At 62.3% G+C, this 25586-nt stretch carries 35 protein-coding genes; 24 read left to right on the top strand and 11 right to left on the bottom strand.

The annotated features are described in order from the left end of the window. Positions 1 to 16 precede the first annotated feature (16 nt). The 13 genes from BB28_RS15180 to BB28_RS25095 all read left to right on the top strand — a co-directional run bounded on the left by BB28_RS15180 (position 17) and on the right by BB28_RS25095 (position 9574). Positions 17 to 955: an MlaD family protein gene (locus BB28_RS15180; protein WP_109550732.1), complete on the top strand. Its 939-nt coding sequence runs from the start codon at positions 17 to 19 to the stop codon at positions 953 to 955. After that, positions 925 to 2070 carry an MlaD family protein gene (locus tag BB28_RS15175; protein WP_419894504.1) on the top strand — a complete coding sequence of 382 codons (1146 nt, stop codon included), beginning with the start codon at positions 925 to 927 and terminating at the stop codon, positions 2068 to 2070. Before BB28_RS15180 ends, BB28_RS15175 begins: the two co-directional genes overlap by 31 nt. 44 nt (positions 2071 to 2114) lie before the next feature. After that, positions 2115 to 3065 (top strand): MlaD family protein, encoded by a 951-nt coding sequence (locus BB28_RS15170; protein WP_046254099.1) that lies wholly within the window; start codon positions 2115 to 2117, stop codon positions 3063 to 3065. Beyond that, the gene (locus BB28_RS15165) at positions 3062 to 4018 is read left to right on the top strand and encodes an MlaD family protein (protein WP_046254098.1); all 957 of its coding nucleotides are present in this window, start codon (positions 3062 to 3064) and stop codon (positions 4016 to 4018) included. Before BB28_RS15170 ends, BB28_RS15165 begins: the two co-directional genes overlap by 4 nt. A 35-nt stretch (positions 4019 to 4053) precedes the next feature. Continuing rightward, positions 4054 to 4725 carry a hypothetical protein gene (locus tag BB28_RS15160; protein ID WP_225421943.1) on the top strand — a complete coding sequence of 224 codons (672 nt, stop codon included), beginning with the start codon at positions 4054 to 4056 and terminating at the stop codon, positions 4723 to 4725. A gap of 40 nt (positions 4726 to 4765) precedes the next feature. Continuing rightward, a complete protein-coding gene (locus BB28_RS15155; RefSeq protein WP_046255865.1) occupies positions 4766 to 5362 on the top strand; it encodes a hypothetical protein in 597 nt (198 codons plus the stop codon). A gap of 141 nt (positions 5363 to 5503) precedes the next feature. Continuing rightward, positions 5504 to 5899, top strand: coding sequence for a hypothetical protein (locus tag BB28_RS15150; protein ID WP_225421941.1), 396 nt, complete (start codon positions 5504 to 5506; stop codon positions 5897 to 5899). Between the two features lie 14 nt (positions 5900 to 5913). Beyond that, the gene (locus BB28_RS15145) at positions 5914 to 6291 is read left to right on the top strand and encodes a hypothetical protein (protein WP_419894503.1); all 378 of its coding nucleotides are present in this window, start codon (positions 5914 to 5916) and stop codon (positions 6289 to 6291) included. Positions 6292 to 6365: 74 nt separating this feature from the next. Further along, positions 6366 to 6926 (top strand): hypothetical protein, encoded by a 561-nt coding sequence (locus BB28_RS15140; RefSeq protein WP_046254096.1) that lies wholly within the window; start codon positions 6366 to 6368, stop codon positions 6924 to 6926. 142 nt (positions 6927 to 7068) lie between these two features. Further along, entirely contained in the window at positions 7069 to 7419 is a 351-nt protein-coding gene (gene clgR, locus BB28_RS15135; protein WP_046255863.1) for a transcriptional regulator ClgR, read from the top strand. A gap of 132 nt (positions 7420 to 7551) precedes the next feature. Further along, positions 7552 to 8361, top strand: a complete 810-nt coding sequence (gene pspA / locus BB28_RS15130; protein ID WP_046254095.1) for a phage shock protein PspA — start codon at positions 7552 to 7554, stop codon at positions 8359 to 8361. Between the two features lie 119 nt (positions 8362 to 8480). Beyond that, a complete protein-coding gene (pspM, locus tag BB28_RS15125; RefSeq protein WP_044103971.1) occupies positions 8481 to 9308 on the top strand; it encodes a phage shock envelope stress response protein PspM in 828 nt (275 codons plus the stop codon). A gap of 98 nt (positions 9309 to 9406) precedes the next feature. Beyond that, complete coding sequence (locus BB28_RS25095) at positions 9407 to 9574, top strand: hypothetical protein (RefSeq protein ID WP_044103970.1); 168 nt, start codon at positions 9407 to 9409, stop codon at positions 9572 to 9574. Here BB28_RS25095 and BB28_RS15120 read toward each other — a convergent pair. The 4 genes from BB28_RS15120 to BB28_RS15105 form a co-directional block, all read right to left on the bottom strand. Continuing rightward, positions 9571 to 10005 carry a limonene-1,2-epoxide hydrolase family protein gene (locus tag BB28_RS15120; protein WP_046254094.1) on the bottom strand — a complete coding sequence of 145 codons (435 nt, stop codon included), beginning with the start codon at positions 10003 to 10005 and terminating at the stop codon, positions 9571 to 9573. The two genes, BB28_RS25095 and BB28_RS15120, sit on opposite strands and share 4 nt — an antisense overlap. 97 nt (positions 10006 to 10102) lie before the next feature. After that, a complete protein-coding gene (locus BB28_RS15115; protein ID WP_046254093.1) occupies positions 10103 to 10543 on the bottom strand; it encodes a limonene-1,2-epoxide hydrolase family protein in 441 nt (146 codons plus the stop codon). Between the two features lie 24 nt (positions 10544 to 10567). Beyond that, on the bottom strand, positions 10568 to 11008 hold the full coding sequence (locus BB28_RS15110; protein ID WP_046254092.1) for a limonene-1,2-epoxide hydrolase family protein: 441 nt from the start codon (positions 11006 to 11008) through the stop codon (positions 10568 to 10570). A 52-nt stretch (positions 11009 to 11060) separates the two neighbouring features. Next, positions 11061 to 11504, bottom strand: a complete 444-nt coding sequence (locus BB28_RS15105) for a limonene-1,2-epoxide hydrolase family protein (protein ID WP_046254091.1) — start codon at positions 11502 to 11504, stop codon at positions 11061 to 11063. Positions 11505 to 11545: 41 nt separating this feature from the next. On the opposite strand from BB28_RS15105, the gene BB28_RS15100 reads away from it, so the two are divergent. From BB28_RS15100 to recX, 4 genes are all read left to right on the top strand, one after another. Beyond that, on the top strand, positions 11546 to 12703 hold the full coding sequence (locus BB28_RS15100) for a glycosyltransferase (RefSeq protein ID WP_046254090.1): 1158 nt from the start codon (positions 11546 to 11548) through the stop codon (positions 12701 to 12703). A 4-nt stretch (positions 12704 to 12707) separates the two neighbouring features. Continuing rightward, positions 12708 to 12902 (top strand): DUF3046 domain-containing protein, encoded by a 195-nt coding sequence (locus BB28_RS15095; protein ID WP_030093842.1) that lies wholly within the window; start codon positions 12708 to 12710, stop codon positions 12900 to 12902. Positions 12903 to 13091: 189 nt separating this feature from the next. After that, positions 13092 to 14132 carry a recombinase RecA gene (gene recA, locus BB28_RS15090; RefSeq protein ID WP_046255862.1) on the top strand — a complete coding sequence of 347 codons (1041 nt, stop codon included), beginning with the start codon at positions 13092 to 13094 and terminating at the stop codon, positions 14130 to 14132. Continuing rightward, positions 14098 to 14700 (top strand): recombination regulator RecX, encoded by a 603-nt coding sequence (recX, locus tag BB28_RS24635; protein ID WP_075874261.1) that lies wholly within the window; start codon positions 14098 to 14100, stop codon positions 14698 to 14700. The genes recA and recX overlap by 35 nt, the downstream gene beginning before the upstream one ends. Positions 14701 to 14717: 17 nt before the next feature. Here recX and BB28_RS15080 read toward each other — a convergent pair whose 3' ends face one another. Both BB28_RS15080 and BB28_RS15075 read right to left on the bottom strand, forming a co-directional pair. After that, the gene (locus BB28_RS15080) at positions 14718 to 15101 is read right to left on the bottom strand and encodes a hypothetical protein (protein ID WP_046254088.1); all 384 of its coding nucleotides are present in this window, start codon (positions 15099 to 15101) and stop codon (positions 14718 to 14720) included. Positions 15102 to 15195: 94 nt separating this feature from the next. Beyond that, positions 15196 to 15714, bottom strand: a complete 519-nt coding sequence (locus tag BB28_RS15075; RefSeq protein WP_046254087.1) for a CGNR zinc finger domain-containing protein — start codon at positions 15712 to 15714, stop codon at positions 15196 to 15198. A 143-nt stretch (positions 15715 to 15857) separates the two neighbouring features. Between BB28_RS15075 and BB28_RS15070 the strand changes: the two genes are divergently transcribed. Genes BB28_RS15070 through BB28_RS15060 form a run of 3 tightly spaced genes read left to right on the top strand, consistent with a single transcriptional unit; the run spans position 15858 to position 17674 of the window. After that, positions 15858 to 16319 (top strand): VOC family protein, encoded by a 462-nt coding sequence (locus BB28_RS15070; protein WP_046254086.1) that lies wholly within the window; start codon positions 15858 to 15860, stop codon positions 16317 to 16319. A gap of 1 nt (position 16320) precedes the next feature. Continuing rightward, positions 16321 to 17208, top strand: coding sequence for a pyridoxamine 5'-phosphate oxidase family protein (locus BB28_RS15065; protein ID WP_046254085.1), 888 nt, complete (start codon positions 16321 to 16323; stop codon positions 17206 to 17208). Between the two features lie 13 nt (positions 17209 to 17221). After that, positions 17222 to 17674, top strand: coding sequence for a nuclear transport factor 2 family protein (locus BB28_RS15060; protein ID WP_046255861.1), 453 nt, complete (start codon positions 17222 to 17224; stop codon positions 17672 to 17674). Here BB28_RS15060 and BB28_RS15055 read toward each other — a convergent pair whose 3' ends face one another. From BB28_RS15055 to gluA, 4 genes are read right to left on the bottom strand one after another with little or no spacing between them, the layout of a single operon-like run. Next, the gene (locus BB28_RS15055; protein ID WP_081252273.1) at positions 17675 to 18616 is read right to left on the bottom strand and encodes an amino acid ABC transporter permease; all 942 of its coding nucleotides are present in this window, start codon (positions 18614 to 18616) and stop codon (positions 17675 to 17677) included. It abuts the gene before it with no gap. Next, entirely contained in the window at positions 18613 to 19296 is a 684-nt protein-coding gene (locus BB28_RS15050; RefSeq protein WP_030093830.1) for an amino acid ABC transporter permease, read from the bottom strand. The genes BB28_RS15055 and BB28_RS15050 overlap by 4 nt, the downstream gene beginning before the upstream one ends. Continuing rightward, positions 19293 to 20312 carry a glutamate ABC transporter substrate-binding protein gene (locus BB28_RS15045; protein ID WP_052740386.1) on the bottom strand — a complete coding sequence of 340 codons (1020 nt, stop codon included), beginning with the start codon at positions 20310 to 20312 and terminating at the stop codon, positions 19293 to 19295. The genes BB28_RS15050 and BB28_RS15045 overlap by 4 nt, the downstream gene beginning before the upstream one ends. Then, entirely contained in the window at positions 20312 to 21040 is a 729-nt protein-coding gene (gene gluA, locus BB28_RS15040) for a glutamate ABC transporter ATP-binding protein GluA (protein WP_030093828.1), read from the bottom strand. The genes BB28_RS15045 and gluA overlap by 1 nt, the downstream gene beginning before the upstream one ends. 182 nt (positions 21041 to 21222) lie before the next feature. Between gluA and BB28_RS15030 the strand changes: the two genes are divergently transcribed. Genes BB28_RS15030 through BB28_RS15015 form a run of 4 tightly spaced genes read left to right on the top strand, consistent with a single transcriptional unit; the run spans position 21223 to position 24228 of the window. Continuing rightward, on the top strand, positions 21223 to 21693 hold the full coding sequence (locus tag BB28_RS15030; protein WP_046254083.1) for a hypothetical protein: 471 nt from the start codon (positions 21223 to 21225) through the stop codon (positions 21691 to 21693). Next, positions 21690 to 22088 (top strand): hypothetical protein, encoded by a 399-nt coding sequence (locus BB28_RS15025; RefSeq protein WP_046254082.1) that lies wholly within the window; start codon positions 21690 to 21692, stop codon positions 22086 to 22088. The genes BB28_RS15030 and BB28_RS15025 overlap by 4 nt, the downstream gene beginning before the upstream one ends. Before the next feature lie 23 nt (positions 22089 to 22111). Continuing rightward, positions 22112 to 23638, top strand: a complete 1527-nt coding sequence (gene miaB, locus BB28_RS15020; protein WP_046255858.1) for a tRNA (N6-isopentenyl adenosine(37)-C2)-methylthiotransferase MiaB — start codon at positions 22112 to 22114, stop codon at positions 23636 to 23638. Continuing rightward, the gene (locus BB28_RS15015) at positions 23635 to 24228 is read left to right on the top strand and encodes an Rv2732c family membrane protein (protein WP_046254081.1); all 594 of its coding nucleotides are present in this window, start codon (positions 23635 to 23637) and stop codon (positions 24226 to 24228) included. The genes miaB and BB28_RS15015 overlap by 4 nt, the downstream gene beginning before the upstream one ends. On the opposite strand, the gene BB28_RS15010 is transcribed toward BB28_RS15015, so the two are convergent. Continuing rightward, complete coding sequence (locus tag BB28_RS15010; RefSeq protein ID WP_046254080.1) at positions 24229 to 25575, bottom strand: DUF349 domain-containing protein; 1347 nt, start codon at positions 25573 to 25575, stop codon at positions 24229 to 24231. Between the last annotated feature and the right edge of the window lie 11 nt (positions 25576 to 25586).

Genomic DNA, 25586 nt, shown 5'->3' with positions numbered 1-25586 from the left:
GCTCGCAAATCCGACGATGGTCGGCCTGCTTGCGCTAGGCATGGTCGCGATGGTGGCACTGGCCGCCGGCATCATCTATGTCAACCCACTCAATCATCGGCCGGTGGTTTTCTACACAGACGACGCCGCATCGGTGCGGCTAGGCGACAGTGTGCGCATCGCCGGCATCACCGTCGGAAAGGTGGACAGCCTCGCGATTGAGCCGAACCAGGTTCAGGTACGCCTGAGCGTGTCGAAGGACGCCTTTGTCGGCGATCAGTCACAAGTTCAGGTTCGGATGCTCACGGTGATCGGTGGCTACTACGTGAACCTGGTGTCGCTGGGCGACAAACCGCTGGGGCAGAAGGCTATTCCGCTGGAACGGGTGACCATGCCCTACAACCTGATGAAAGCACTGGCCGGTGCCACCAAGATCACCGAAAACGTCAATCCGACGCCGATCCGTGAATCACTGGACAAGATTCAGGCCGGCCTGAACGGAACCAACGTGGAGACGCTATCGGCGGTTGTCAACGCAGGCAATGCTCTGACGGAGACGATCGATAAGCAGCGGGGGCAGATCTCACAGATCCTCGATTTGTCGGACGAATACATCGAGTCACTCTCCGGCTACCGCGACAAGCTTAAGGATCTCATCCTGAAAATTTCGATCATGGAGCAGACACTTGTGCTGTACGGCAAGGGATTCGCTGGCGCTCTGAAAGGCATGGGCGACATCTCGGATGCGATCCTGGCTCCCACCGGCAAATTCTGGGTCAACCACCGTGAGGAGTTCATCCAGAAAGTTCGCGAATGGCAGAACCGGGTTCGTCGGTGGGTCGATAACAACAGCAGACTCGTCCCTCGACTGCGCCGGGTGCGTGACAAGCTCGAGCGCGTCCTGGACGCGCAGAACGCACGTCCAGAGCTGCTCGCCACCGATTTGTGCATACCGATGTCCGGAAGCAGCTGCTGATGAATGCGATCGCGGTTCGTCGAACTCTCCGTTGCATGGTGGCCGCCACGATGGCGGTCGTGGCCATCGGAGCCAACTCGTCATGCGCACCGCTAGCTCGGCATGAAGCCTCCTACTGTGCGTTCATGCCTGACGCGATCGGGCTCTATGTAGGTAACCCTGTTACTCAGATGGGTTACCGCATAGGCAAAATCGTCTCGATCCAGCCAGGTCCCAGCCATGTCCGCGTCGGCTTCTCCGTAACCGGAGGACGCGAATTCCCCGGCGACGTCACGGCGGTCATCCGGTCCACCTCAATCCTCGCGGATCGCTCGCTGGAACTGGTCGGCAACTACGCCGGAGGGTCCCGGCTCAACGCCGCCAGTTGTATCCCGCTCAATCGGTCTGTGTCACCGAAGTCGTTGTCGGAGATCATTGGGTCGGCGGACAGCTTCCTCAGCGCCATCAACTCCAGCGGCTCGGAGAACATCGCAGACACAGTTCGTGGGTTAGATCAATTGGCACACAACAATGGAGCAGGGTTCGGCCACTTGCTGACCGTGTCGTCCGACTTGCTCGATGGCCCCGATCGACAGATCAGCAACATCGGCTCGATCGTTCGGAACACCGCGCAGCTGACATCAGCGTTGGAAGACATCACAGGGCCGATGAAGGAGATTCTGCTGGATGCGCCGACCACGACCGTAGACATCGTGACTGCGCTGGACGGCGCGACTCGGCTGGTCGGTGCGGACGCCATCGGAAAGGTTGGTCCACTTATGGAGTTGGTCGCCACACTGGAATCCAGACTCGGGGACGAAACGCAGATCACATTGGACAGAGTGAGCAACGCCCTCCGAAAAATCAGCCCGCACGCCAACGCCCTTGCCGGCTTGTTCAATGGGGTGCCCTGGTGGATCAACACCGCGGCAAATCACTTTAACGCCAAACAGTTCGGCACGTTCAACATCGCTTACCGACCCCCGCTGTTCCGCGTTGCCACCCACGACAAGCTGGCGCTCTGCGGCGCGATGAATGCGTCGATGCCCGGCAGCTGTGCGGACGTCAACGGCCAGCCCTACGCCGTTGACGTTGCGCTGCTGCAGTACGTGCTGCAGCAGGCGAGCCACTCATGAGCCCCCGTCAAATCCGGACAGTGGTTACCGGAGCCGCGACAGCCATGCTGGTCGTTTCTTGTTCGTCGTTATCGGTGAATGCGATACCCCAGCCAGGTGGTAACCATCGCGGCGGCTATGACATCGTTCTGGAATTTGCCAGTGTCCTGAATCTGCCGAATCGTGCGAAAGTGGTCCAAGACGGCGCCACGGTGGGGGTGGTCACCAGGGTCGATCTCAGAAGCAATCACGTTGATGTGACATCGCAGATCGATCCCGGCATCAACATACCGGCGAATGTTAGTGCCACACTGCAGCAATCAACGGTGCTCGGTGATACCTATGTTGCGCTCGAACGTCTCCGGTCAGGTGAGGGGGCGCCACCGGTCACCGCTGGCGGACGAATCCCTTTGGCGCAAACAGTGTCTCCGCCGCAGCTTGAGGACACGTTGGCGAACATGGCGAACTTCGTTGGCAGTGGAGCGATCCAGCGGGTGCAGGACACGATCATCGGCATCAACCGTGTGACCCCGTCGAATCGAGAAGACCTGCGCAACCTGGTGAGCCGGGTTGCGGTGGACCTGGCGGACCTTTCCAACAACGTGGATATGGTCGACAAATGGCTTGACGGCGTATCGAGAACTACCGATGTGATGAGCCGCAACCTGCCTACATACAGGTACTGGTTCTCGCCGGAAGGCATGCTGGGATTCGACCGGTCGACAGTGGTCGCAAGCTACATCGGCACCGTACTTCCGTCGGTCGGGAGTATTTACAGCGGAGGGTTCTGGTTGGTTCCGTTACTTAGGTCGCTGAGCAATGCGGTTGGGGCGGTTCAACAGAGCAAATGGAGCTTCGAAGACGAAGCGCCTAAATGGCGAAAGTTGTTCATCGAGGACTTCTTTCCCGTCGATAAGTACCCCGCAATCAACATCACCTCGATATCCGGGCCCGACGGGCGCGAAATGATTGGCAACGTACAGGATGTGCTGCGCATACTGGGAGCAGCGCCATGAGAGTCGCCAAGAACATACTGTCCTTCGCAATGTTCGCGATGATTATCGCGGTCGCGCTTACATACATCGGGTCGTTCGGTATCCGGCTGGGGTTACCGAAGAATCGCATCAATCTCACGATGGACGTACCGGATAGCGAAGGTGTGGTGGTTGGCTCCAGCGTGCTGCTGCGCGGTGTGGCCATTGGCAAGGTGACCGGTGTTTCGACCTCGGTGAGCAATGCCACCATCGATTTCTATCTCGACCCCGGGCAGCACGTTCCCGTCGACAGTGATGTGCGTCTGGATAATTTTTCTGCGCTCGGTGAAGCCTACGTCGGCTTTCGGCCGCGGTCCGATGACGGCCCTGTGCTGACGGACGGTCAGCGCATCGCGGCGCAGGCGGTAACCGTGCCGCCCTCGATCTCACAACTTGTCGCCACGGTGGTCCGCATACTCAACCAGATGGATCCTGTGCAGCTCAAAAGGATCCTGAATGAAGCGGACGCTTCCTTGCCGGATCCAGGCCGCGTGCTACCCAACCTATCGCGCGCGAGTTTGCTTACCCGAAACATGATGATGAGCATGGACGGAAAAGGGCAGGAACTTCTTGGCAATCTTCAAAATCTGCTGCGTAATGCCGACTGGGTTGGCCCCACTTTGGCAGAAATCGGGCCGCCGTTGCGGGCTGTAGGGGATGGAATATCGGGCGCATTTACCGCCATGATGAATGTTGTCGCCTGGAACAATCCGCACAACGTTCAGCTGTTTCAAAAGTTCCTCGCGCGCCTCCAAAACTTTCTGGACACGCGGGCGCCTGATCTCAAAGTTATTGGTAATGCACTACTTCCGCAGTTCCAGGGAATCGGGGGAGCGTTGATGAACTTCGACACGGCACAAATCCTGAGTAACGCATTATCAGGCATACCGGAAGACGGCGCGATCACGCTTCGTGTATCCATGCCCGACCGCTAGGCCGAGGCCACTCCCATAACCCGAGAGGAAGTTTCATGTCAGTTGTCGATACCGAACCCGAAAGCACGCCTGTGACGGAGAGTCATGACCGGGCTCAGCCAGACGATCCGCCTGCCGATCCGCCTGCCGATCCGCCTGCCGATGTGACTGCCGCAGGCGGTCGTGCGAGTCTGTCGGCTAAGCAGCCACGACAGGTGTCCTTCACACTGCGCAGCGTGATCATCGCGGTCGTGATCCTCCTGCTGACCGGCGTTGCGGTTGCGCTTGGCTGGCTGTATGCCGGTGCGCAGCAGAAGTTGGACGAGCAGGCCGTGGGTGCCGGCAATAGAGTGCGGGCCGAAGAGATCGCTACTGGCTATGCCACGAATGCCGCAGATATGGATTACCAGGACTTCAAGGCGTGGAAAGTCAAGCTGGTCAACGGAACTTCCCCAGATCTGAAGGAGAAGCTGACAAAGGCTGCTGACTCGATGGAGCAGATTCTGGCGCCTTTGCATTGGAAGTCGACGGCCAAGCCTTTGGCTGCAAAGGTTCGCTCGGACGCCGGTGGGATATTCACCGTCGATGCGTTCGTCAGCGTGCTCACCAAGACGATGCAGGCGCCCGAGGGGCTGCAGTCCACTGCTACGTACAGCATCACGATCGACAGCAACAACGACTGGCAGATCACCGACGTTGGTGGTATCGACTCTGCTCTTGGCAAATAGCCTCGGTAGCATGATGATTCGCATCTGGAGTAGCCGGTTGATGGTGGTTGTAGTCGCGACACTGATTTGTTCGGGGGAGGTTCTGACGGCGGCAGCCAGTGCTGATCCGGGTGGCGGCTACGACCCAGTTGCCCACTTCGACCAGCCGCAGCGGCTGCCGGTGATGACTCCGGTGGCCAGCAATTGGCAACCGCAGTTTCCGTTTCCGTTCGATCAGACGAGGCGATACGTGACGTCTGTGGATGTCAACGCGGTACGAGAGATGTGTCAGTGGTTCGACGCTCAATACGATGCCGTGAAACATCAAATCGAGGGACTCAACGACAGTTTGGTCCGCAACAACGGCCATTACGATGCTCCCGGCGTCCAGGAGCAGGCGGATATCGTCATCGCCAACATTGACCAGTCAGTGGATTTCCTGGCTCCGCGGGCACAGGCACTCACCCAGAGCTATGACCACGCGGGTGATATGTATTTCCCTATATACCAAGGGGATAGCTTCTTCGGTCTGTGGCAGCAATTGTCCAATGTCGGTAACGGCATCAAGGCACGTCAACCGACCTGGTTCACGGGACCGTCGTACCACCGGGTCATGCACTGGGGAAGCAAGATCCATCGTTCCCATGCCTGCAGCTGAGTACCACCATCGCACGCGAACGACGAGGAGATGCGTATGTCGACAGTGGAGCCCCGTAGCGGGCGCCGTGACTCAAGACAGGGGCCCGTCATCGTAGTTGTCGCTTCGTTAATGATCTTTAGTGCCGCAACTATTTTCGCTGTGCCGGCCATCGCAGAACCCGGAGCCGAAGTGACGCAGGCTGTCGTCGATGCACGCGGCGGCACCTCGTGTGCACCGCTGCGCCACAACCCGGCCGTAGAGCACGCCGCCGACATCATCAACCGGTCCACCTACTCGTATCTCAACCACACCGCCGAGAATGTTCCGGCCGACGAACCGCACCAGAAGGCGATTGTGAGGGACCTTGGTATCGAGGCGACCAGGACGGCATCGTTTCAGGGCGCGGGTCACAATGTGGCCGATGCCACCAAGGGGATGTTGTTGGAAGGACGTGACGCTTTCCCCGATTGCGCCTACACCGATTTCGGCGTCAGCAGCCTCTACGAAGAACAGTCGGACTTCACCCTTGTCGCGGTTGTTTTGGTAGCGACATGAACCCTGCGAGGACCATGACGCGTTTCCTCGTGGCGGCGGTGTGTGGCGTAACAGTGTTCATGCCGATGGCTCCGCCTGAGGCCTGGGCAGATGATCCCGTCGTCTATGAAGTCCTGTCCGACAGCGTTCAGGTTGCGAACATCGAGTATCAGGCCGTAACCGGCCGGGCAGCTGTCGTGAGCGTGGCACTGCCATGGCGCACTGACGCAATGGTGCGCTCCGTTCGTGGCGCGCCACCGGACGGCAGCCAGCTGCGGGCGGATTGGCGACCCGCCGCCGCGGTTGGCCGGTGGGTGACCGTACGGATCGTCTACCAGGGAAAGGTCGTCTGCCAGAACACGATGGACGTTGGGAATGCCGCATGTTATGGCATCACTCCGCGGATCACGTAGGACGCCATGATGATTCGGGACCGAGATATTGAGAACGATGTCGTGATAGACGATCCGCGTACGGAGTGTGGGCTATGAGACATCGCTGTGCTGCAGTGGCCGCTCTGAGTTTGATTCTTTTCGCGGCAGGTCCGGTCGCGACGGCTCGCTCCGAGCCACCGCCACCGGAGGCCACCTCAGACCCATTCCCCGATATTCGGTACTACGACGAGCTCAACGCCAACGATTTCGCTCAGCCTGGTGGGGTGTGGTTCATCGGGCCGGCCGGACAGAACTGCGGGATTTGGGGCCGTGGCAGCTTCGGCTGCTCCGGCGTGATTCCGGGAGCCCCGGCGGGGACCAACCACATCGGCTGGATCGATGGTGACCGGGCGGTGCACTACGACTGGTCCATGGCCGTCAGATTCCCTGCTGTGGAGGCAGGACAGCCGCTGCCGGCGCGCAGCAAGATCAGCCATCAGGGCACAACCTGCGCAGTAACCCCGGATAACCGAACCTACTGCGAGCGTGGTCCGATGCGTTTCGTCATAGAGCCCACCAGGACCTGGCTGTCGGCCGCATGGACGGATTTGAGCTGGATGGAACTGGGACCGGCTTCGTGTAGCCCACCCGGTGGTGGGCGCTGTTACCGGTGAATCAGGGCCGCATAAAGGGCGGCGTTGAGGCGTCTGTCACTCAAATTTCCGGGAACCTCCGCGTGCGCGGCAACGTTGAGCAAGGCAGACTCAACTACTACGCGGTATGGACGCCGACGTTCAGGACGCAAAGGAGAGACACATGGCGTTGTTGCTTCGAGAGGCCATCGGCGACACCCTGCGGAACGCTCGATCCGGGCAGGGGAGAACGTTGCGTGAGGTGTCGGACTCGGCACGTGTCAGCCTGGGATATCTGTCCGAGGTGGAACGTGGCCGTAAGGAAGCCTCCAGTGAGCTGCTGGCCGCGATCTGCGGCGCGCTCGATGTCCCGCTGTCGGAGGTGTTATCCGAGGTCAGCGCAAGACTGGCGCATCGCGAGGCTGCCGTCGCGGCTTCGCAGCCCGCAGTGACGACAGCGGCCGGCTCACTCAGTGGGATCGATGTCGCGACCAAGGTTGTCATTCCGCAGGTTCGCGCAATGGCGGCCGCCTAACTTACTGTGGCGGTCGCATTGTTTTGCGCCCCGTAGGGGGTGTGGGGATCGGCATGCAACAGATAAGTTGGGACCCACGCAGTCGTAGGTGGCGACGACTACCGGCATCCAAGCAGAAGGCGGATCGATCTCATGGCTAACCCGTTCGTCAAGGCGTGGAAGTACCTGATGGCACTGTTCAACGCGAAGATTGACGAGAACGCAGACCCCAAGGTGCAGATTCAGCAGGCCATCGAGGAGGCCCAGCGGAACCACCAGGCGCTCTCGCAGCAGGCCGCGTCGGTGATCGGGAATCAGCGCCAGCTGGAGATGCGCCTCAACCGTCAGCTGGCCGATGTCGAGAAACTTCAGGTCAATGTTCGTCAGGCGCTGACCTTGGCCGATCAGGCCACTGGTTCGGGAGATGCATCTAAGGCGACCGAGTACAATAACGCGGCCGAGGCGTTCGCCGCCCAGTTGGTTACCGCCGAGCAGAGCGTCGAGGACCTCAAGGCGCTGCACGATCAGGCGCTTGCCGCCGCGGCCCAGGCCAAGAAGGCCGTCGAGCAGAACGCGATGATGCTGCAGCAGCGGATCGCCGAGCGGACCAAGCTGCTGAGCCAGCTGGAGCAGGCAAAGATGCAGGAGCAGGTCTCCGCCTCGCTTCGGTCGATGAGCGAGCTTGCCGCCCCCGGCAACACCCCGAGCCTGGACGAGGTGCGCGACAAGATCGAGCGCCGCTACGCCAACGCCCTTGGTCAGGCCGAGCTGGCGCAGAACTCGGTACAGGGCCGCATGATCGAGGTACAGCAGGCCAGCGTGCAGATGGCCGGACATTCGCGTCTGGAGCAGATCCGCGCCTCCATGAAGGGTGAGGCCCTGCCCACCGGTGGCACCGCGACCCCGGCGCCGGCGGCGGCACCAGAGCAGGCTAATCCCGCTAACCCGCTGGGCCAGCAGTAGTTTTCTCTCTTCTTTCGCTTCAATCCGCCGAGTGGGGACGCAGCCGCGCCCACTCGGCGGATTTGTCGCATGGACAATTCGTCCTCGGCGACCGCCGAATTTTCGGGCACAATGTGAACATGACACCCCAGCCACCCCGTCGCACCGCGGTGCAAGGAGGCTGGGAGCAGCTGCTGCGCCGTGTGGTCAACAACGTCAACGATCTGGGCGAGGAACTCGCCGCACGAATGCGGGTGATGTCCGACAAACGCGAGAAACTGCTGCGGAAGCGTCTACGAGCCAAGCGGTGGAGTATCCGCTGGGCGCTGGCCTGCGCTGCCGGGCTGCTTGTCACGACGGTGCTCGCGACGACCGGCGCACCCCCCTGGCTGCTGATCATCCCGGCGCTGCTCACCGCCGGTTGTGCGATTCCGGCCACGTATCTGTTTGTGCGGTATCGGTACCTCAAGGCTGAGCCGTTGCCGCCGCCGCGGCCCGGAGTGGAACGACGGCTGCCGCCAATAGGTTCGATGGCGCGTCCGCCCATGGCGGCGCTGGATGCCGCCGAGCGCTCGCTGTTCTCTCTTCTCGGAGTGGTGGAGCGCGGCAACATGATTCCCGACAGCGAGGGGCGGCAGATTCTTGCTGCGGCCAATCAGGCTGCGTATGTGATGGCCGCGACCGCCAAGGAAGTGGTATCCATGGAGCGCGCCGCTGTCGCGGCACCACACACCCGTGAGTATCTGCAACCGACCATTAGTGCGTTCACTGCGCAACTCGACACTGGTGTGCGTCAATACAACGAGTTGGTCACCGCGGCAGCGCAGTTGGTGTCGGCCGGAAATGGCGGGGCGGTCCTCGCCTCGCCGATGTCACGCGGTCCGCTTCTCGATGACCTGGTGTCGGCAACCGACCGGCTCACCGGGTGGGCGGGTGCCCTCGACGAACTTGGCCAGCTGTCAGGGTAATCCCCGATCTTTCCCTGATCTTCGCGTTCCGGGGTTCCTCAGGTGCCGATCCGACTGCCAGGCTTGCTCTATCGCAGTCGAGAGAACGGTGGGTACCGGTGTTGTGGAAGATCATTGGCGTGCTGCTGGTCGTGTGGCTGGCGTTTCTGGTCGTGGGCGCCATCTTCAAGCTCGTGGTACCGATGCTGGTGGCCGGTGTGGTGATTCTCGGGGGCGTCATGCTGTACCGCGCGGTCACCGACGCGGACAAATCCCGGCTGCCCTAGAGTCGCGGACGTACAGACGGGAAAACTATCCCCAGCAGGCCCCTCAGGAAACCGAGAGTGACGTTGAGAACGTCGCCGTAGTCACGCCAGAGCGTGATCTTTCCATCATCCGAGTGCTCGGTGACTCCGACGACCCAGAATCCGATGTGTAGCGGGCCCACGATGATCACGTCGGTGCGCTCGGTCATCACGGTGTTTCCGGTGGCGGTGATTCGGTGAATCTTGACGCCAAATCCTGCCCCGGGCCAGTTCGTGGCGGATAACACGCGCAACACAGCCTTGCGCCCACGCACTGCGGGCAGGCCCACATTCTCCCATCGGACATCGTCGGCGAGGACGGACTCGAGCACTGCCAAATCGCCTAGACCGGCAGCGCTCCAAAGGGTTTCGACGGCGGCGGTGGGGTCGGTTCTTGCCAGAATGTCGGTCACCAGCCAACGCTAGCGAGCACCGTCGTGGGGGAGAAGGGGCGTGATCAGATATCGGGGTGTGACCCCAGGTCCGGTCAGCGGATTCGTACGACGGTTTTCAGAACCGCGCCCGCAGCGACGGCACCACGATGCCGATGAGGCCCCGCAGGAAAGCGCGAGATACCGCCGCGAAGTCGAAGTAATCGCGCCACAGGGTGATGGTGTCGCGCTCGCTCACCTCGAAGACACCGCACACCCAGAACTGTGTGCGTAAGGGGCCGAAGCTGAGGGCGTCGTAGCGCTCGTTCATCACGGTGTAGCCGTTGGTGGTGGTGCGCTGAACATCGACCTCGAAACCGAACGACGTGTTCTCCAGCGCCCCGAACAATCGAAGTACAGCCTGTTTGCCGCGGATGGTGGGGAGCCCGACATTCTGATAGACGATGTTCTCGTCCAATACGTCTCGTGCGAAGTCGATGTCGTCGTTCTGTACGGCCTCGAGAAATCGGGTGACAATCGCTCCGGGGTCCAGTCTGGTGGGCGATCCCGCGGTAACCATGAGACTAATTTATGTTAGATAATCTCAGTGCGCCAGAGTCGGTCGCAGTGCGGGAATGGCGATACCGAGCAGGCCGCGCGCGAAGCCAACCGTGATGTTCAGGACATCCGCATAGTCGCGCCACAGGGCGATGGTGCCGCGCGGCGTCACTTCGAACACTCCGCAGACCCAGAATCCGACGTGCAGGCGACCGACGATGAGGACGTCGGTGCGCTCGGTCATCACCGTATTGCCGGTGGCGGTGATCCGGTGAATCTTCACATCGAAACCAACGCCGGGGAGGTTGAGCCCGGACAAGGCACGCATCACCGACGATCGCCCGCGAATCGCAGGCAGGCCGACGTTTTCCCAGCTGACGTTCTCATCCAGGACGGTGTCGATGGACGCCAGATCGCCGAGCCGCATGGCGTCCCAGAGACCCTCGACGATCTCCGTGGGGTTGATGGTGGTGAGAGTGTCCGTCATGCGCCCGACGCTAGCGGCTGTCGAAGGCTTTGGATAGGGGGCTGAACCAGACTTAGAAGCGCGGCCGCAGGGCGGGGATGGCGATGCCGACCAGGCCGCGCACCGTGGCCTTGAACATGTCGAACATGTCGAAGTAGTCGCGCCACAGGGTGATCTTTCCGTCGTCCGACACCTCGAAGACTCCGCATACCCAGAACTGCAGACGAAGTGGTCCGATGACGATGGCGTCGTGGCGCTCGTTCATCACACTGTTCCCGTTGGTGGTGGTGCGGTGGATTTGTACTTCGAATCCGAACTGCGGCTTGGTGAGTGGTTCGAAGACCTTGAGAGTCGCGCGCCGGCCATAGATGGTGGGCAGACCTACGTTCTGATAGACGAGGTCCTCGGCCAGCGCCGATCCCGCGAAGTCGATGTCCTCGGTTTGCAGGGATTCCAGGAATCGGGTGACGGTCTCGGCTGGAGTCAACGTGGAAGGAGCCAGCGTGGCGTCAGTCATGCGTTTCAACCTAGCCCGAATCGCTGTGGCAGGGTAGGGCGGTGCGTGTTGCCGTGGTCGCCGGTCCGGATCCCGGGCATGCCTTTCCCGCCATCGCGTTGTGCCTGAAATTCGGGGCGGCCGGGCACGACCCCGTGTTGTTGACGGGAACGCGCTGGCTCGATCAGGCCCGTGCCGCCGGACTCGAGTCGGTAGAGCTTCTGGGACTGCAGCCCCGGGTTGCCGATGACGACGCAGACGCGGGCGCCAAGATCCATCAGCGGGCGGTCCATATGGCGTTGGCCAATCTCGATCAGTTGGGGCAACTGGCGCCGGATCTCATCGTTTCCGATGTGATCACCGCCTGCGGAGGCATGGCCGGTGAGTTGCTCGGTGTGCCGTGGGTGGAACTCAACCCGCATCCGCTGTACCTGCCGTCAAAAGGATTGCCGCCATTGGGAAGTGGGCTGGCTCCTGGTGAGGGCTTGCGTGGCAGGCTGCGTGACGGGTTGATGCGTCGGTTGACGCAAAGGTCGATCGATGAAGGCTTGCGGCAGCGCTCGCAGGCGCGGGTAGAGATCGGATTGCCCGCCCGCGACCCCGGACCCGTCCGACGGCTGATCGCGACATTGCCCGCGCTGGAAGTGCCGCGTCCCGATTGGCCGGATGAGGCGGTCCTGGTGGGCCCCCTGCATTGGGAGCCCACCGACGCTGCGCTGCAGCCGCCGTTGGGTACGGGACCGGTGGTGGTGATCGCACCGTCGACGGCCTTCACCGGAGCTGAAGGGATGACCGAACTGGCGGTACGGGCTTTGGATTCAGTGGGCGCGCGCGTGGTTGTGTCCGCGCTGGATCCGCCTGCGTCGGGCCTGCCTTCGTGGGCGATTGCCGGGCTGGCGCGTCAGGATCTTTTGCTCGCCGGTGCCGATTTGGCCATTTGCGGTGGGGGACACGGCTTTCTGAGCAAGGCATTGCTGGCCGGGGTGCCTGCGGTGGTTGTTCCTGGCGGCGGCGACCAGTGGGAGTTGGCGAATCGTGTTGTGCGGCAAGGTAGTGCTGAGCTGGTGCGACCGCTGACCTGCGAGGCTATGTCGGCGGCGATCGGCAAGGTGCTGGGTGAGCGGCGCTACACCGAGGCAGCGCGCCGGGCTGCTGCCGGCGCCGCGGACGTCACAGATCCGGTACGGGTGTGCCAGGACGTGGTGGCGGCCCTAAGGTGACCGTGTGCGTCTGACGGAGTTTCATGAGCTTGTCACCGGTCGATTCGGTCGGGTCTACGGCTCGTCGGTACTGGTCGACCATGTGTTGACCGCCCTCGGTGGACGGACGGCGTCGCAGGCAGTCGAAGACGGGGTGGAGCCGCGGGATGTGTGGCGGGCGCTATGTGCCGATTTCGATGTCCCACGCGATCAGTGGTGATGACTCGATGACACGCCGCATCGGCGCGCCTGCTTGATTCGAACAGATGTTCGCCTTACTCTGATTGCAGTCGAAGAGACGATCCGTGCAGGTAGATCGCTTGTCGGTGGGGTCGGTTAGCGTCCACCTCAACCGATCGGCCACCGAATCGGACCGATCTTCGAACACCGAGACGAAATGGAGAACACCATGGCGCAGGCACCGGATCGCGAGAAGGCGCTTGAACTCGCGCTCGCACAAATCGACAAGAGCTTCGGTAAGGGCTCGGTCATGCGGCTGGGTGACGAGGTGCGTCAGCCCATCTCCGTGATCCCGACCGGATCCATCGCGCTGGATGTGGCGCTTGGTATCGGTGGCCTGCCTCGTGGCCGCGTGGTCGAGATCTATGGACCGGAATCCTCGGGTAAGACCACCGTCGCGCTGCACGCGGTCGCCAACGCGCAAGCCGCCGGCGGTATCGCTGCGTTCATCGACGCCGAGCATGCGCTCGACCCCGAATACGCCAAGAAGCTCGGTGTCGATACCGACTCGCTGCTCGTCTCTCAGCCGGATACCGGTGAGCAGGCTCTAGAAATCGCCGACATGCTGGTGCGCTCCGGCGCCATCTCTCTTATCGTGATCGACTCGGTGGCGGCCTTGGTGCCTCGTGCCGAAATCGAGGGTGAGATGGGTGACAGCCATGTCGGTCTGCAGGCTCGTCTGATGAGCCAGGCCCTGCGCAAGATGACCGGTGCACTCAACAACTCGGGTACCACCGCGATCTTCATCAACCAGCTCCGCGAGAAGATCGGTGTGATGTTTGGTTCGCCCGAAACCACCACCGGTGGTAAGGCTTTGAAGTTCTACTCGTCGGTGCGTCTTGATGTGCGCCGTATCGAGACCCTCAAGGACGGCACCGATGCGGTGGGTAACCGCACTCGCGTCAAGGTGGTCAAGAACAAGGTGTCGCCGCCGTTCAAGCAGGCCGAGTTCGACATCCTCTACGGCAAGGGCATCTCCAAGGAGGGGTCGCTCATCGACATGGGCGTGGAGCAGGGCTTCATCCGCAAGTCCGGTTCCTGGTTCACCTACGAGGGTGAGCAGTTGGGTCAGGGCAAGGAAAATGCCCGCAACTTCCTGTTGGAGAACGTCGATGTCGCCAACGAGATCGAGAAGAAGATCAAGGAAAAGCTTGGTATCGGAGCGGTGCTGACCGATGACGAAGTCGTCCCGGCCCCAGTCGATTTCTGATTCTCGTTCCAGGGAATCCCTAGACGAACTGCGAGCCCGGGTCGCGTCGGTCCCCGAAGCCCCGACGCGTGAACCGGTTGACTCGCGGGACGAGCAGGCGTGGTCATATTGCCTTCGCCTGTTGACAAGTCGCGCGCGTACCCGCGCCGAGTTGACCGAAAGGCTCACTCGGCGCGGGTACCCCGATGAGGTTTCCACGCGAATCATGCAACGGTTGGCGACCGCCGGCCTGATCAATGACGCCGACTTTGCCACTCAATGGGTGCAGTCCCGGCATACCTACGCAGGAAAAGGCAAGCGTGCCTTGGCCGCGGAGCTTCGGACCAAGGGAGTGTCGGCCGAGAATGCGGCCGCGGCCCTTGCGCAGATCGACGGGGACGCCGAGCGGTCACGTGCGGCACAGCTTGTCGCCAAAAAACTCCGGTCAGAAAATCTCGACGACGGGGGTATCAAAGCCGCGCGGCGATTGGTCGCCATGCTGGCGCGCCGCGGATACGGCCAATCCATGGCCTATGACGTGGTGAAGAACGCCCTTGCTTCCGAACAAGACCGACGCGACGTCGGCTAGTGGCGCGCGCAGACTGCTTATAGACCGAATGGACGTGCCGGGGCCTCGGGCGGTGGGTTGCCTTCGTCTGGCGCGTTGGATCTCATGCTCATCGACGCTTCGGCCGACGGCGACTGCACGCCCGGCAGGCACGGGACCTGGCGGGAGATCGTCTTGAATGGGCCGATCTCGGTGTCTTCATTGAGCATGGGGAGCGGACCACAGTTCCCCTTGAAGTGCGCGTCCATGGTGAACGGAGTCGGGTTCACGCAGGTGAGATTCATTCCAACCGGTGTCGCGACCTGCAGGCAATCGAAGTTCAACGGAGCTCCGTAGGCCACCGGCGCACCCGTGAGTGCAGCCCCTGCGCACGCCGCTCCGAAAACGGCGGACACGCCAACGGCCAATACGATGTTTCGCATGAGGGTTATGGTAACGAAGTGATACCTGTTACGTAATACTCCGATTGTGATAGTTGAGTAAGAATCGGTCCTGTGATGCAGCTGTGAAGGCTATTTAGGTGTTCTTGGCGTAATGCCGTGCGGCCTTCGCCCTGTTTCCGCAGGTCGCCATGGAATGCCACCGGCGTGCGCCGTTCTTGGATGTGTCATAGAAGAACAGAACGCAGTGTGGGTGAGCGCATTGCTTGATCCGATCGGGGGAGTCGGATAGCAGGGTCAATAGGTTGTCGGCCGCCAGCCAACCCGGAAGCCAATGCGATTCGGGCACCTCGGCGGTGTTCACCGGCCCGTCGGGAGTCAGTGAGCGGCGGATCGCGCCGTGGGAGAGCACCGCGTTGATCTCGTCGCCCTGATCATCCTTCACCGCGTGATAAATGGCGTCGCGCGCAAAGAGCAACGCCTCCTGGGTCTTCTCGTTGGCGGTGCATCGATCATGAAGATTGTTGGTACGCAGCCAGATTCGTACGCCATCAAGAGTGCTGAGCAGATCCTGCAGTCCGTCGCCGCTCATCCACCGGGTGTTCAACAGGTCCAGTGCGAGCGGTTCGCCGAGATGGGGACGTGGATCGGACATGGCCTGAGGCTAGCCGCCTCCTCTCTGGGGGAGTGTGTCGCATGAATTCTAACCGATAAAACTTGATAGATGGTTGACACTGGGATGCTTCGCACTTACGGTCTAACCGGTAACGCAATTTTATTGGTTAGAGAGGATCTCTTATGGGCACTGTCATCGCGCCTCGTGTGGCCACCGGTCATATCGGATTGAACGTCAGTGATCTGGAGCGGTCGGTCGCGTTCTATCGGCAGGCGTTCGGATTCGAGCAACTTGCGGCCAACGAGGACGGCGCACAGCGGTTCGCCTTCCTCGGATTTGATGACGGACCCGTGCTCACCCTCTGGGAGCAAAGCAACGGGGAATTCTCGGCGGCCACACCGGGCTTGCACCATTTGTCGTTCCAAGTGGATTCGGTGCAGCAGGTGCGTGAGGTGGAGGCGGTCTTGAAGGAACTGTCGACGATTTTCGTGCATGAGGGCGTGGTGGCGCACCAGGAGGGCGCATCCTCGGATGGAATCTTCTTCACCGACCCCGATGGGATTCGTCTCGAGGTATTCGCGTCGGCGGGCGTCGAGCAGCATGCGGCGCCAGCCGGCGACGCGCCGACATGCGGATTCTTCTGAGATGACGTACCACTTCGGCGAGCTTGCCGTACAGCGCCGAATGGGGCAGTACGACAGCGCTATTCGAGTCGGGCGGATCATTTCGGCGCAGATACCGGAGGTTGCGGCGGCCTTTCTGGCCGCTCAGCCCCTGGTCTTCGTGTCGGCACGCGATGACGCTGGCCGGATGTGGGCGAGCCAGATCGTCGGGCCACCGGGTTTCGCGCATGCCACCGATGCCCAGACCATCGCGATTGACGGTGTGCCGGACCCCGGCGACCCGCTGGCCGAGCCACTGCAATCGGAGCGCAAGATCGGCATGATCGCGTTGCAGCCGCAGCGCCGGCGCCGGATGCGTGTGAACGGCACCGCCGCGCCGTCGGGGCGGGGTCTTATCGTCACCACCGATCAGGTGTATTCGAACTGCCCCAAGTACATCGCGCGACGCGATGTACTTGGGATCGGTCCGGGGCTGCCCGGAGAGCCGCGCCACGCGACTGCCCTGAACGACGAACAGCAGCAATTGATCTCTGCAACGGATACCTTCATCATCGGCACCGCCGATAAGGAAGGCAATGCCGACGCATCACACCGAGGGGGCAATTCAGGGTTCCTGCGGGTGCTCTCACCACACGAGCTGCGGTGGCCCGATTACTTCGGCAACTCCATGTTCATGACGCTGGGGAACCTGCACGTCGATCCCCGGTGCGGTCTGCTGATCCCGAACTGGCGCAACGGATCAACCCTGCAGCTCACGGGAACCGCACGCCTCAACTGGGATGAGGGCACCTTCGCCCCCGGTGCTCAGTGCTCCGTCGACTTCACCATCGACGAGGTCGTCGAAACCGCCAACTCCAGCCCCTTACGGTGGGGTGAACCCGATCCCTCGCCCGCCAACCCACCTCTCTGACAAAGAAAGACACATCATGCGTCCACCGCTGCCGCCGTTCGACCTCGAATCTGCTCACCAGAAAGTCAGGGCCGCCGAGAATGCCTGGAACACACGTGATCCCGAGATCGTCGCCACCGCCTACACCGAAGATTCGGTATGGCGAAACCGCGACGAGTTCATCACCGGACACGCTGAAATTGTCGCCTTCCTGACCCGTAAATGGGCCAGGGAGAACGGGTACGCGCTGCGCAAGGAGCTGTGGGGATTCCGGGAGAACCGGATGGCGGTGCGCTTTCAATACGAATGGCACGACGAGGCCGGGCAGTGGTGGCGCAGCTATGGCAACGAGTTGTGGGAGTTCACCGCAGAAGGGCTGATGTCACGGCGAGAGGCCAGCATCAACGACACCCCGATCGCCGAGACGGAACGTCGCATCTTCGGTCCGCGCCCGGCTGGTGACGAGTCTCCACTGCCGATCCGGTAGTTACTCCCCGTAATCCCGGCGTAGATCCTGATGGGCGGGATCCACGCCGCGGGTCTCCAACAGGTCCTTGGTGACCAATCCCGGCTCGGGCTGTGCGTGCGGAACCTCTAAGAGGCTCTTCTTCTTTCGGCCTTCACGCAGCTGCCGCTCGATGTTGGTGGCCAGCGACGAGAGCGCGAAGTTGATGATGATCATGATGATCGCCACCACGACGAGCGCCGGCAGATAGTTTCCGTAGTACGACGCCGACCGGATGCCCGAACGCACCACCTCGATGTAACCGAAGGCATAGCCCAGCGCGGAGTCTTTCAGCGCGATGACCATCTGAGAGATCAGTGCGGGCAGCATTGCGGCGATCGATTGAGGGAGCAGGATCAGTCGCATCATCTGTGACTTGCGCATGCCCAGCGCCACCGCGGCCTCGGACTGCCCCTTGGGAAGCGATTGAATGCCCGAGCGCAGGATCTCGGCGATGACCGAGCCGTTGTAGAGGGACAGCCCCGTCACCACGGCAGCGAACGCCAGGTATTCGGACGGGAACACTGCCTGCTGCCCGTACAGGTAGTACGAGAACACCATCAGAATGAGCACGGGGATCGCCCGGAAGAACTCGACGAGGGCGCTGGAAATCCAGCGCACCGTCCGGTGCTCGGAGAGCCGGCCGATGCCGAGCACCGCGCCGAGGACCAGCGCGAAAATGATCGACAGCGCCGCCGCGCTGATGGTGCCCACCAGGCCGGGCAGGATGTAGGTCGTCCACGTGTCGGGCTGCAGGAAGGGCGACCACTTTTCGGCGGTCAGCTGCTCATTGGCGATAAGTGTCCAGATCACCCACGCGCCGACGGCGACCACCAGCGCGGTGAACACGACGGCGATGATCCGATTGACCGCCCTGGCCTTTGGGCCGGGCGCGTCGTACATGACGGTGGCGTTGCCGGTCATCGCTTCACCGCCAATCGCTTTGCGAAGTATCCGAAGGTCAGTCCGATCGTCAACGTGATCACCATGTATCCCGCCGCGATGATGAGGAAGATCCAGACGATCTGATCGGCGAACAGCTCGATCTCCGACCGCATCAGCAGGGCCGCCTCGGCCACCCCGATCGCCGAGGCGATCGAGGTGTTTTTCACCAGCGCGATCAGCACGCTGCCCATGGGGGCCAGGACCGACCGCATGGCCTGCGGTAACACGATGAGCGTCAAGACCTTCCAGAACGGCAATCCGAGGGACCGGGCTGCCTCGGCCTGGCCCAACGGAACGGTGTTGAAGCCGGAGCGCAGCGTCTCGCATACGAAAGTTGCCGTGTACAAAGAGAAGCCGAGAACAGACAGCCAGAAGTTGTTGTTCCTGATGAAGTTGGAGTTCTCGGGCGCCAGCGCGATGCCGAGGTTCTGGTATAGCCCCACCGAACAGAACAAGATGATCAGGGTCAGCGGGGTATTGCGGACCAGGTTGACGTACCAGGTGCCGAAGATTCGCATGATCGGCACCGGTGAGACCCGGCATTCGGCCAGCAGTGTGCCCCACACCAGGGCGCCTATCGCAGAAAAGAACGTCAGCTTGAGCGTCGTCCAGAACGCCGGCCATAGCTGCGGCCCCATGTTCGCCCACAGCGCGTTCATGCGGCCTCACACGCCTTGTCGGCGACGGGCTTCACACCGGTGATCTTCTCGACCGCAGCCGGTGAGGGATCGGGCCGCAGCGCGTAGGTGCCGCCGGTCGCGCGCTTCTCCCAATCATCGATAGTGCTGTCGCCGAGAGCTTCCCGCAGATCGGCATCCCAGGTTCCGCTGGCGATCATCTTGTCGAGTGCGCGGTCGATGGCCTCGATGGCTGCGGTATCGCCCTTGGCCAGACCGATCCCGTACACCTCCCTGGAGAACGGGTCACCGTTTTTCTTCTGTTTCTTGGGTTTCCCGATGCACAACGGCTTGCTCAGCTCGTAGTTCATCTGAATCAGCTTGAACTCACCTTCGTACCGCTTGGCGTACCCGGCCAGGATGGTCTCGTCGGTGGTGAGTGCATCGACCTTGCCCCGCCGCAGTGCTTCTACGCACGAGGAGTACGAATCGAACTCCTGCAGCTGTGTGCCGGCCAGCAGATTCTTGACGTTCTGTGCGGGCGTCGATCCGGACACCGAACACAGCTTCTTGCCCCGGTTGAGGTCGTCCAATGTGGTCAGCGAGTCATCGGCCTTGCGTACCAGGAGCCCTTGGTAGGTAATGAGATAGGGGCCCGCGAACGACACCTTCTGCGCGCGGCTGTAGTTGATCGAGTAACTCCCCGCGATCATGTCCACCGTGCCGTTGTCGATGAGCTGCTCGCGCTGCGCCGACGGCGTCTCATACCAGCGGATGGCCGGGTGCTTGACGCCGAGCTCATCGGCGATGGCGTTGACGACGTACTCGGAGATCTTGACGTCGAATCCGCTCATCTTTTTGTCGGGGTGCTGCAAGCCCACCCCGGGCTGATCGAATTTCGTACCGAGGATGACGGTTCCGCCCCGGATCGATCCAAGCAGCTGACGTGGCTCGGTACTGCCGCAGGAACTGACGAGGGTGGTCACCAAGGCAACTGCCGCCACCAGCGCGGTGTGCCGTCGCATCAGTGCTTGAGCTTCTTCGCGTAAGCGGCCGATCAATGGCCGAGGATCTTTCCGAGGAAGTCCTTGGCGCGTTCGGACTTGGGATTGGTGAAGAAGCTTTCCGGGTCCGTGTCTTCGACGATGGCACCGTCGGCCATGAAGATGATGCGGTCTGCGGCCTTGCGGGCGAATCCCATTTCATGGGTCACCACCAGCATGGTCATGCCCTCTTTGGCCAGCGACACCATGACATCGAGAACCTCGTTGACCATCTCGGGGTCCAGCGCGGAGGTGGGCTCATCGAACAGCATGACCTTGGGGCCCATGGCCAGCGATCTGGCGATCGCGACGCGTTGCTGCTGCCCGCCGGACAGCTGTGCCGGGTACTTGTCCTTCTGACTGGCGATGCCCACGCGTTCCAGCAGCTCGATGGCGTGCTTGCGCGCAGATTCCTTGTCCTTCTTGCGCACCTTCATGGGCGCGAGCGTCACGTTGTCGAGAATTGTCTTGTGTGAGAAGAGGTTGAAGGACTGGAAGACCATCCCTACCTCCGCGCGCAGGTTGGCCAGCGCGCGTCCCTCTTCGGGAAGGGCCTTGCCGTCGATTCGGATGGTGCCGGTGTCGATGGGTTCGAGGCGATTGATGGTGCGACACAAGGTCGACTTGCCCGAGCCGGAAGGCCCGAGGATGACAACGACCTGACCGCGTGGGATTTCCAGGGTGATGTCCTTGAGGACGTGCAAGTCGCCGAAGTGCTTGTCGACGTGCTCAAGGGAGATCATCGGGATGCTTGTTGCGGGGGCGTTTTCCCCGCTCGTTGAGGTGTCGGTGCTCACCGGCATGGTCAGACAATACGGGTTCCCCACACTTCTGCAGCGTGGAACGCAGGGGTCCGCCAATCGAACGACCCGCGATCCGGCACCTCGCCTGACCGGTGTCAGCAAACATCTGCAATACTGAGTCCATGCGGACGCGACGGCGGCCTTCCGTCGAAGGCCCGCGAATCAAGGCGTTCGCAAGAGTTCTCGCATCTGTTCTGTTCATCGCATCTTTTTTGATTGCGGTGATTAACGGGGCAACTACCTGGGGTTGGATCGCGGCGAGTTTCGGGCTGGTATGCGGATTGTTTCTGCTGCCCAGCTCGCTAATGCGTTTGGTCACGCCATCGGGGCAGGTGACCGTCGATGCGGGGCGGCATCTGCGCGACAGCGAGATTCTCGAGCGGCCCCGGCCGCGGCGAGATATCTCCTTTGCGGTCGTCGCCGCACTGATCGTGATGGTCGTCGTGCTCGGTGTTCTCGAAGCATCCGCCGCGCCCGGGCACCCGGAGTCGTGGATATGGGCCGGCTGGTGGATGTGGATAGGTGTGAACGCCGTCTGCAGCATCGACGATTGGTGGCAGGGCTGGCATGTTCCGGAGCGCGGGGTGCGATGAAGCCACGGTGGCGGGTGGCGTTCGACCTCGCTGCGGGGGTGTGTTGGCTGGTGGCGTTCGCCGTCGCGGTCGTATACGGCGCATCATGGTGGCGCTGGATAGTCGCCGTCATCGCGCTGATCGCGGGAGCCTCCACGGTGCTCAACTGGCACGAGATTCTTCGCAGACCCATCCGACCCGAATCGGAATGCCCTCGCTCGGCGGCGTTCTGGTGGGTCATGGGCCTGTATCTGTTTGGCGTCTTCTTCCTGGCGTTGCCCAGCCTGGTGGCCAACACGACGGACAGCATGAATTGGGTGTACCTGGGGTTCTGTCTCTACGGGGTCCAGCAGTACTCCTGCGACGCCGATGAATGGTGGCGGAACCGCCGCACATCGGCGCGAGAAACGGCCTGAACGCGGGCACGTACCATAAGTCCGTGACCAGTACCGTGACTTCCGATCAATCGGCGGTCCGGACGTACCAGGTCCGCACCTACGGCTGCCAGATGAATGTGCACGACTCCGAGCGGGTGTCGGGCCTCCTGGATGCGGCCGGATACGTCAAGGCGCCCGACGGCACCGACGCCGACATCGTCATCTTCAATACCTGCGCGGTGCGCGAGAACGCCGACAACAAGCTGTACGGAAACATCAGCCACTTGGCGCCCCGTAAGGCCGCCAACCCGAACATGCAGATCGCTGTCGGCGGCTGCCTCGCACAGAAGGATCGCGAGGGCATGCTCAAGAAGGCGCCGTGGGTCGACGTCGTCTTCGGTACCCACAACATCGGTTCGTTACCTACCTTGCTGGAACGCGCGCGCCACAACAACGAAGCCCAGGTTGAGATCGTCGAGGCCCTCGAGCACTTTCCCTCCGCGCTGCCCGCTACGCGCGAATCGGCCTACGCGGCCTGGGTGTCGATCTCGGTGGGCTGCAACAACACCTGCACCTTCTGCATCGTGCCCTCGTTGCGGGGCAAAGAGATCGACCGTCGTCCCGGTGACATCCTCGCCGAGGTGCAGGCTCTGGTGGACCAGGGTGTGTTGGAGGTGACGTTGCTAGGGCAGAACGTCAACGCCTACGGCATCAACTTCGCCGATCCCGACATCGCACGTGACCGTGGCGCTTTCGCCGACCTGCTGCGTGCCTGTGGCCGCATCGAGGGGCTAGAACGGGTGCGTTTCACCTCGCCCCACCCGGCTGAATTCACCGACGACGTCATCGAGGCCATGGCGCAGACACCCAATGTGTGTCCGCAGCTGCATATGCCGCTGCAGTCCGGTTCTGACCGCATCCTGAAGGCAATGCGCCGTTCTTACCGCTCCGAGCGCTTCCTGTCGATCATCGACAAGGTGCGAGCGGTCATGCCGGACGCCGCGATCACCACCGACATCATCGTCGGCTTCCCCGGGGAGACCGAAGAAGACTTCGAGCAGACACTCGAGGTCGTGCGTCGGGCACGTTTTTCCAGCGCGTTCACGTTCCAGTACTCGATCAGGCCGGGCACCCCGGCTGCCGATCTTCCCGATCAGCTGCCGAAAGCCGTTGTGCAGGAACGCTATGACCGGCTCATCCTGTTGCAGGAGTCCATCACACTGGAAGAGAATCAAAAGCAGATCGGTCGACAGATCGAGGTGCTGATCGCCACCGGGGAAGGGCGCAAGGATGGTGCTACCGCGCGGATGAGCGGGCGCGCCCGCGACGGCCGGCTGGTGCACTTCCGCCCGCAGGGACACATCGACGGGGAAATGCGTCCCGGAGACATCATCACCGTCGACGTGACCGGCGCGGCACCGCATCACCTGATCGCCGACGGGGGAGTGCTCAGTCATCGGCGCACGCAGGCGGGTGATGCGCACGAAACCGGCAAGAAGCCGTCAACATCAGGAATTGGCTTGGGCATGCCGGCCATTGGAGTCCCGAAGGCGGCAGAGCAGATTGAGGTTGCAGGGTGCGGGCTATGAGTGACGCGGAATCCGGAAAAGAAGACGCCGAATTCGAGGAGTTCCGCAGAGACATCGATGCGGCCGAGAAGAAGGTGGCCGGTGAGATTGATCCGGGCGCCCGCGCCATGGTGGTGGCCGTCCTGGTTTTTGCCTTGCTGCTGACCTTCGTATTGCCGCATACCGGACACGCCAGAGGGTTTGACGTTCTGGTCAACGGCGCGATCGCAGACCAGGAATCGGTGCGGGTGCCGTCCAGGATCTTCGTCTGGCTTGCCATGGTCTTCGGCGTCGGGTTTTCCATGCTGGCGCTACTGACACGCCGCTGGGTGCTGTCCTGGATCGCACTGGCAGGCTCGTTTGTCGCCAGTGTGATTGGCATGCTTGCGATTTGGACCCGTCAGACCGCCGGAGCCGGACATCCCGGTCCGGGGATCGGTTTGGTGGTCGCCTGGATCGCCGTCATCCTGTTGACCTTCCACTGGGCGCGTGTGGTGTGGTCGCGTACCGCCGTGCAGCTGGCGGCCGAGCAGCAGCGCCGCGAGGCCGCCAAGCGCGATCAGCGCACCTTCCTCGATGACGCTTTTGAGGACGACGAGGGCGCGCAGTAACTAGCGCGAGCGGCTCTTGACTGCCGCCACCGCCGCATCGGCCCATTCCTGCCACTGCTTGGCGCTGGCACGGGCCTTCTCGGCATCCTTGGCTTTGCCCGCAGCCTCCGCCTTGGCGGCCTGCTCCTCGAACTGGCGTGCGCGATCGCGGAACTGCTCGGCACGGGCTTCTGCCTCGGGGTCGCCCCAGCCGGACTCGCCGGCCTCGCGCACCTTCTTCTCGACCGCGCGCAGCCGCCGTTCCAGATCGGTCTGCTGCTCGCGCGGCACCTTTCCGATGGCATCCCATTTGTCACCGATGGCTCGCAGCGCCGCCCGGGCAGCATCCACGTCGGTCTCCGGATCGATCTTCTCGGCCTCCACCAGCAACGCCCGCTTGGCGTCGGCATTGGCCACGAATTCGGCATCGCGGGAAGCGGACTCGGCATTGCGCGCCGAGAAGAACTTGTCCTGAGCCGCCTTGAAGCGGTGCCACAGGTTGTCGTCGGTCTCCCGGGGCGCCCGACCGGCAGCCTTCCAGTCATTCAGCAGGTTCCGGAACGCGGCCGCGGTGGCACCCCAGTCGGTGGAATCCGAGAGTGCCTCGGCCTGCTTGCACAGGTCTTCCTTCTTCTCCCGTGCCCCGGCGCGTTCGCGATCGAGCTCGGCGAAGTGTGCGCCGCGCCTGCGGTTGAACGTCTCGCGTGCCGTCGAGTAACGCTTCCACAGAGCGTCGTCCGTCTTGCGGTCGACGCCGTGGATGGACTTCCACTCGTCGAGAATGACGCGGATCCGGTCACCGGCAGCTTTCCACTGGGTGGAGTTGGTCGCCAGCTCCTCGGCTTCGGCGGCAAGCTCCTCCTTGCGGGAGATGCTCGCTGAACGCGCCTCATCGCGCTGTGCGCGCGCCGCCGCGGCCTGGGTGTCTGCGGACTCCACGAGCGCCGACAGCCGTGCCGAGAGCGAGTCCACATCGCCGAGGACAGCGGCGGTGGGCAGCGTCTGCGCCAAGTGCTCGGCAGCGGTCTTGATCTTGCGTGCGTCGCCGGAACCCGAGCCGAGCCGCAGTTCCAGCAGCTGGATCTCCGTCTCCAGGTCTTCGAATCGGCGGCCGAAATGTGAGTACGCCGCGTCGGCATCCCCGGCCTGCCATGACCCGATCTGACGCTCGCCGGCGGAGGTGATCAGCCAGACGGTGCCGTCGTCATCTACGCGGCCGAACTTGTGCGGGTCACCGTGGTGAGCGGCAGGGGCGGGCGCCGATGCCGCGGGACGCCGCGGCATCGGATGAGGTTTCGGCCCCGGCCGGGGGGCGGGGGCAACGCTCTCGTGCTGTGTCGAGAGTTCCGGCTGGGTCTGATCGGACATGAAACCTCTTC

This window comes from Mycobacteroides chelonae CCUG 47445 (genome assembly GCF_001632805.1).
In the GTDB taxonomy this organism is placed as follows: domain Bacteria; phylum Actinomycetota; class Actinomycetes; order Mycobacteriales; family Mycobacteriaceae; genus Mycobacterium; species Mycobacterium chelonae.
Note: the sequence above shows the minus strand (reverse complement) of the source record. Positions and strands in the feature narration are given on the sequence as shown.

Coding starts and splice junctions, on each gene's coding strand:
- BB28_RS15180 (WP_109550732.1), top strand. CDS start 17: ATGGTCGGCCTGCTTGCGCTAGGCATGGTCGCGATGGTGGCACTGGCC.
- BB28_RS15170 (WP_046254099.1), top strand. CDS start 2,115: ATGCTGGTCGTTTCTTGTTCGTCGTTATCGGTGAATGCGATACCCCAG.
- BB28_RS15165 (WP_046254098.1), top strand. CDS start 3,062: ATGAGAGTCGCCAAGAACATACTGTCCTTCGCAATGTTCGCGATGATT.
- BB28_RS15160 (WP_225421943.1), top strand. CDS start 4,054: ATGTCAGTTGTCGATACCGAACCCGAAAGCACGCCTGTGACGGAGAGT.
- BB28_RS15155 (WP_046255865.1), top strand. CDS start 4,766: ATGGTGGTTGTAGTCGCGACACTGATTTGTTCGGGGGAGGTTCTGACG.
- BB28_RS15145 (WP_419894503.1), top strand. CDS start 5,914: ATGACGCGTTTCCTCGTGGCGGCGGTGTGTGGCGTAACAGTGTTCATG.
- BB28_RS15140 (WP_046254096.1), top strand. CDS start 6,366: ATGAGACATCGCTGTGCTGCAGTGGCCGCTCTGAGTTTGATTCTTTTC.
- clgR (WP_046255863.1), top strand. CDS start 7,069: ATGGCGTTGTTGCTTCGAGAGGCCATCGGCGACACCCTGCGGAACGCT.
- pspA (WP_046254095.1), top strand. CDS start 7,552: ATGGCTAACCCGTTCGTCAAGGCGTGGAAGTACCTGATGGCACTGTTC.
- pspM (WP_044103971.1), top strand. CDS start 8,481: ATGACACCCCAGCCACCCCGTCGCACCGCGGTGCAAGGAGGCTGGGAG.
- BB28_RS15115 (WP_046254093.1), bottom strand. CDS start 10,543: ATGGTTACCGCGGGATCGCCCACCAGACTGGACCCCGGAGCGATTGTC.
- BB28_RS15110 (WP_046254092.1), bottom strand. CDS start 11,008: ATGACGGACACTCTCACCACCATCAACCCCACGGAGATCGTCGAGGGT.
- BB28_RS15105 (WP_046254091.1), bottom strand. CDS start 11,504: ATGACTGACGCCACGCTGGCTCCTTCCACGTTGACTCCAGCCGAGACC.
- recA (WP_046255862.1), top strand. CDS start 13,092: ATGGCGCAGGCACCGGATCGCGAGAAGGCGCTTGAACTCGCGCTCGCA.
- recX (WP_075874261.1), top strand. CDS start 14,098: ATGACGAAGTCGTCCCGGCCCCAGTCGATTTCTGATTCTCGTTCCAGG.
- BB28_RS15080 (WP_046254088.1), bottom strand. CDS start 15,101: ATGCGAAACATCGTATTGGCCGTTGGCGTGTCCGCCGTTTTCGGAGCG.
- BB28_RS15075 (WP_046254087.1), bottom strand. CDS start 15,714: ATGTCCGATCCACGTCCCCATCTCGGCGAACCGCTCGCACTGGACCTG.
- BB28_RS15070 (WP_046254086.1), top strand. CDS start 15,858: ATGGGCACTGTCATCGCGCCTCGTGTGGCCACCGGTCATATCGGATTG.
- BB28_RS15065 (WP_046254085.1), top strand. CDS start 16,321: ATGACGTACCACTTCGGCGAGCTTGCCGTACAGCGCCGAATGGGGCAG.
- BB28_RS15055 (WP_081252273.1), bottom strand. CDS start 18,616: ATGACCGGCAACGCCACCGTCATGTACGACGCGCCCGGCCCAAAGGCC.
- BB28_RS15050 (WP_030093830.1), bottom strand. CDS start 19,296: ATGAACGCGCTGTGGGCGAACATGGGGCCGCAGCTATGGCCGGCGTTC.
- gluA (WP_030093828.1), bottom strand. CDS start 21,040: ATGATCTCCCTTGAGCACGTCGACAAGCACTTCGGCGACTTGCACGTC.
- BB28_RS15030 (WP_046254083.1), top strand. CDS start 21,223: ATGCGGACGCGACGGCGGCCTTCCGTCGAAGGCCCGCGAATCAAGGCG.
- BB28_RS15025 (WP_046254082.1), top strand. CDS start 21,690: ATGAAGCCACGGTGGCGGGTGGCGTTCGACCTCGCTGCGGGGGTGTGT.
- BB28_RS15015 (WP_046254081.1), top strand. CDS start 23,635: ATGAGTGACGCGGAATCCGGAAAAGAAGACGCCGAATTCGAGGAGTTC.
- BB28_RS15010 (WP_046254080.1), bottom strand. CDS start 25,575: ATGTCCGATCAGACCCAGCCGGAACTCTCGACACAGCACGAGAGCGTT.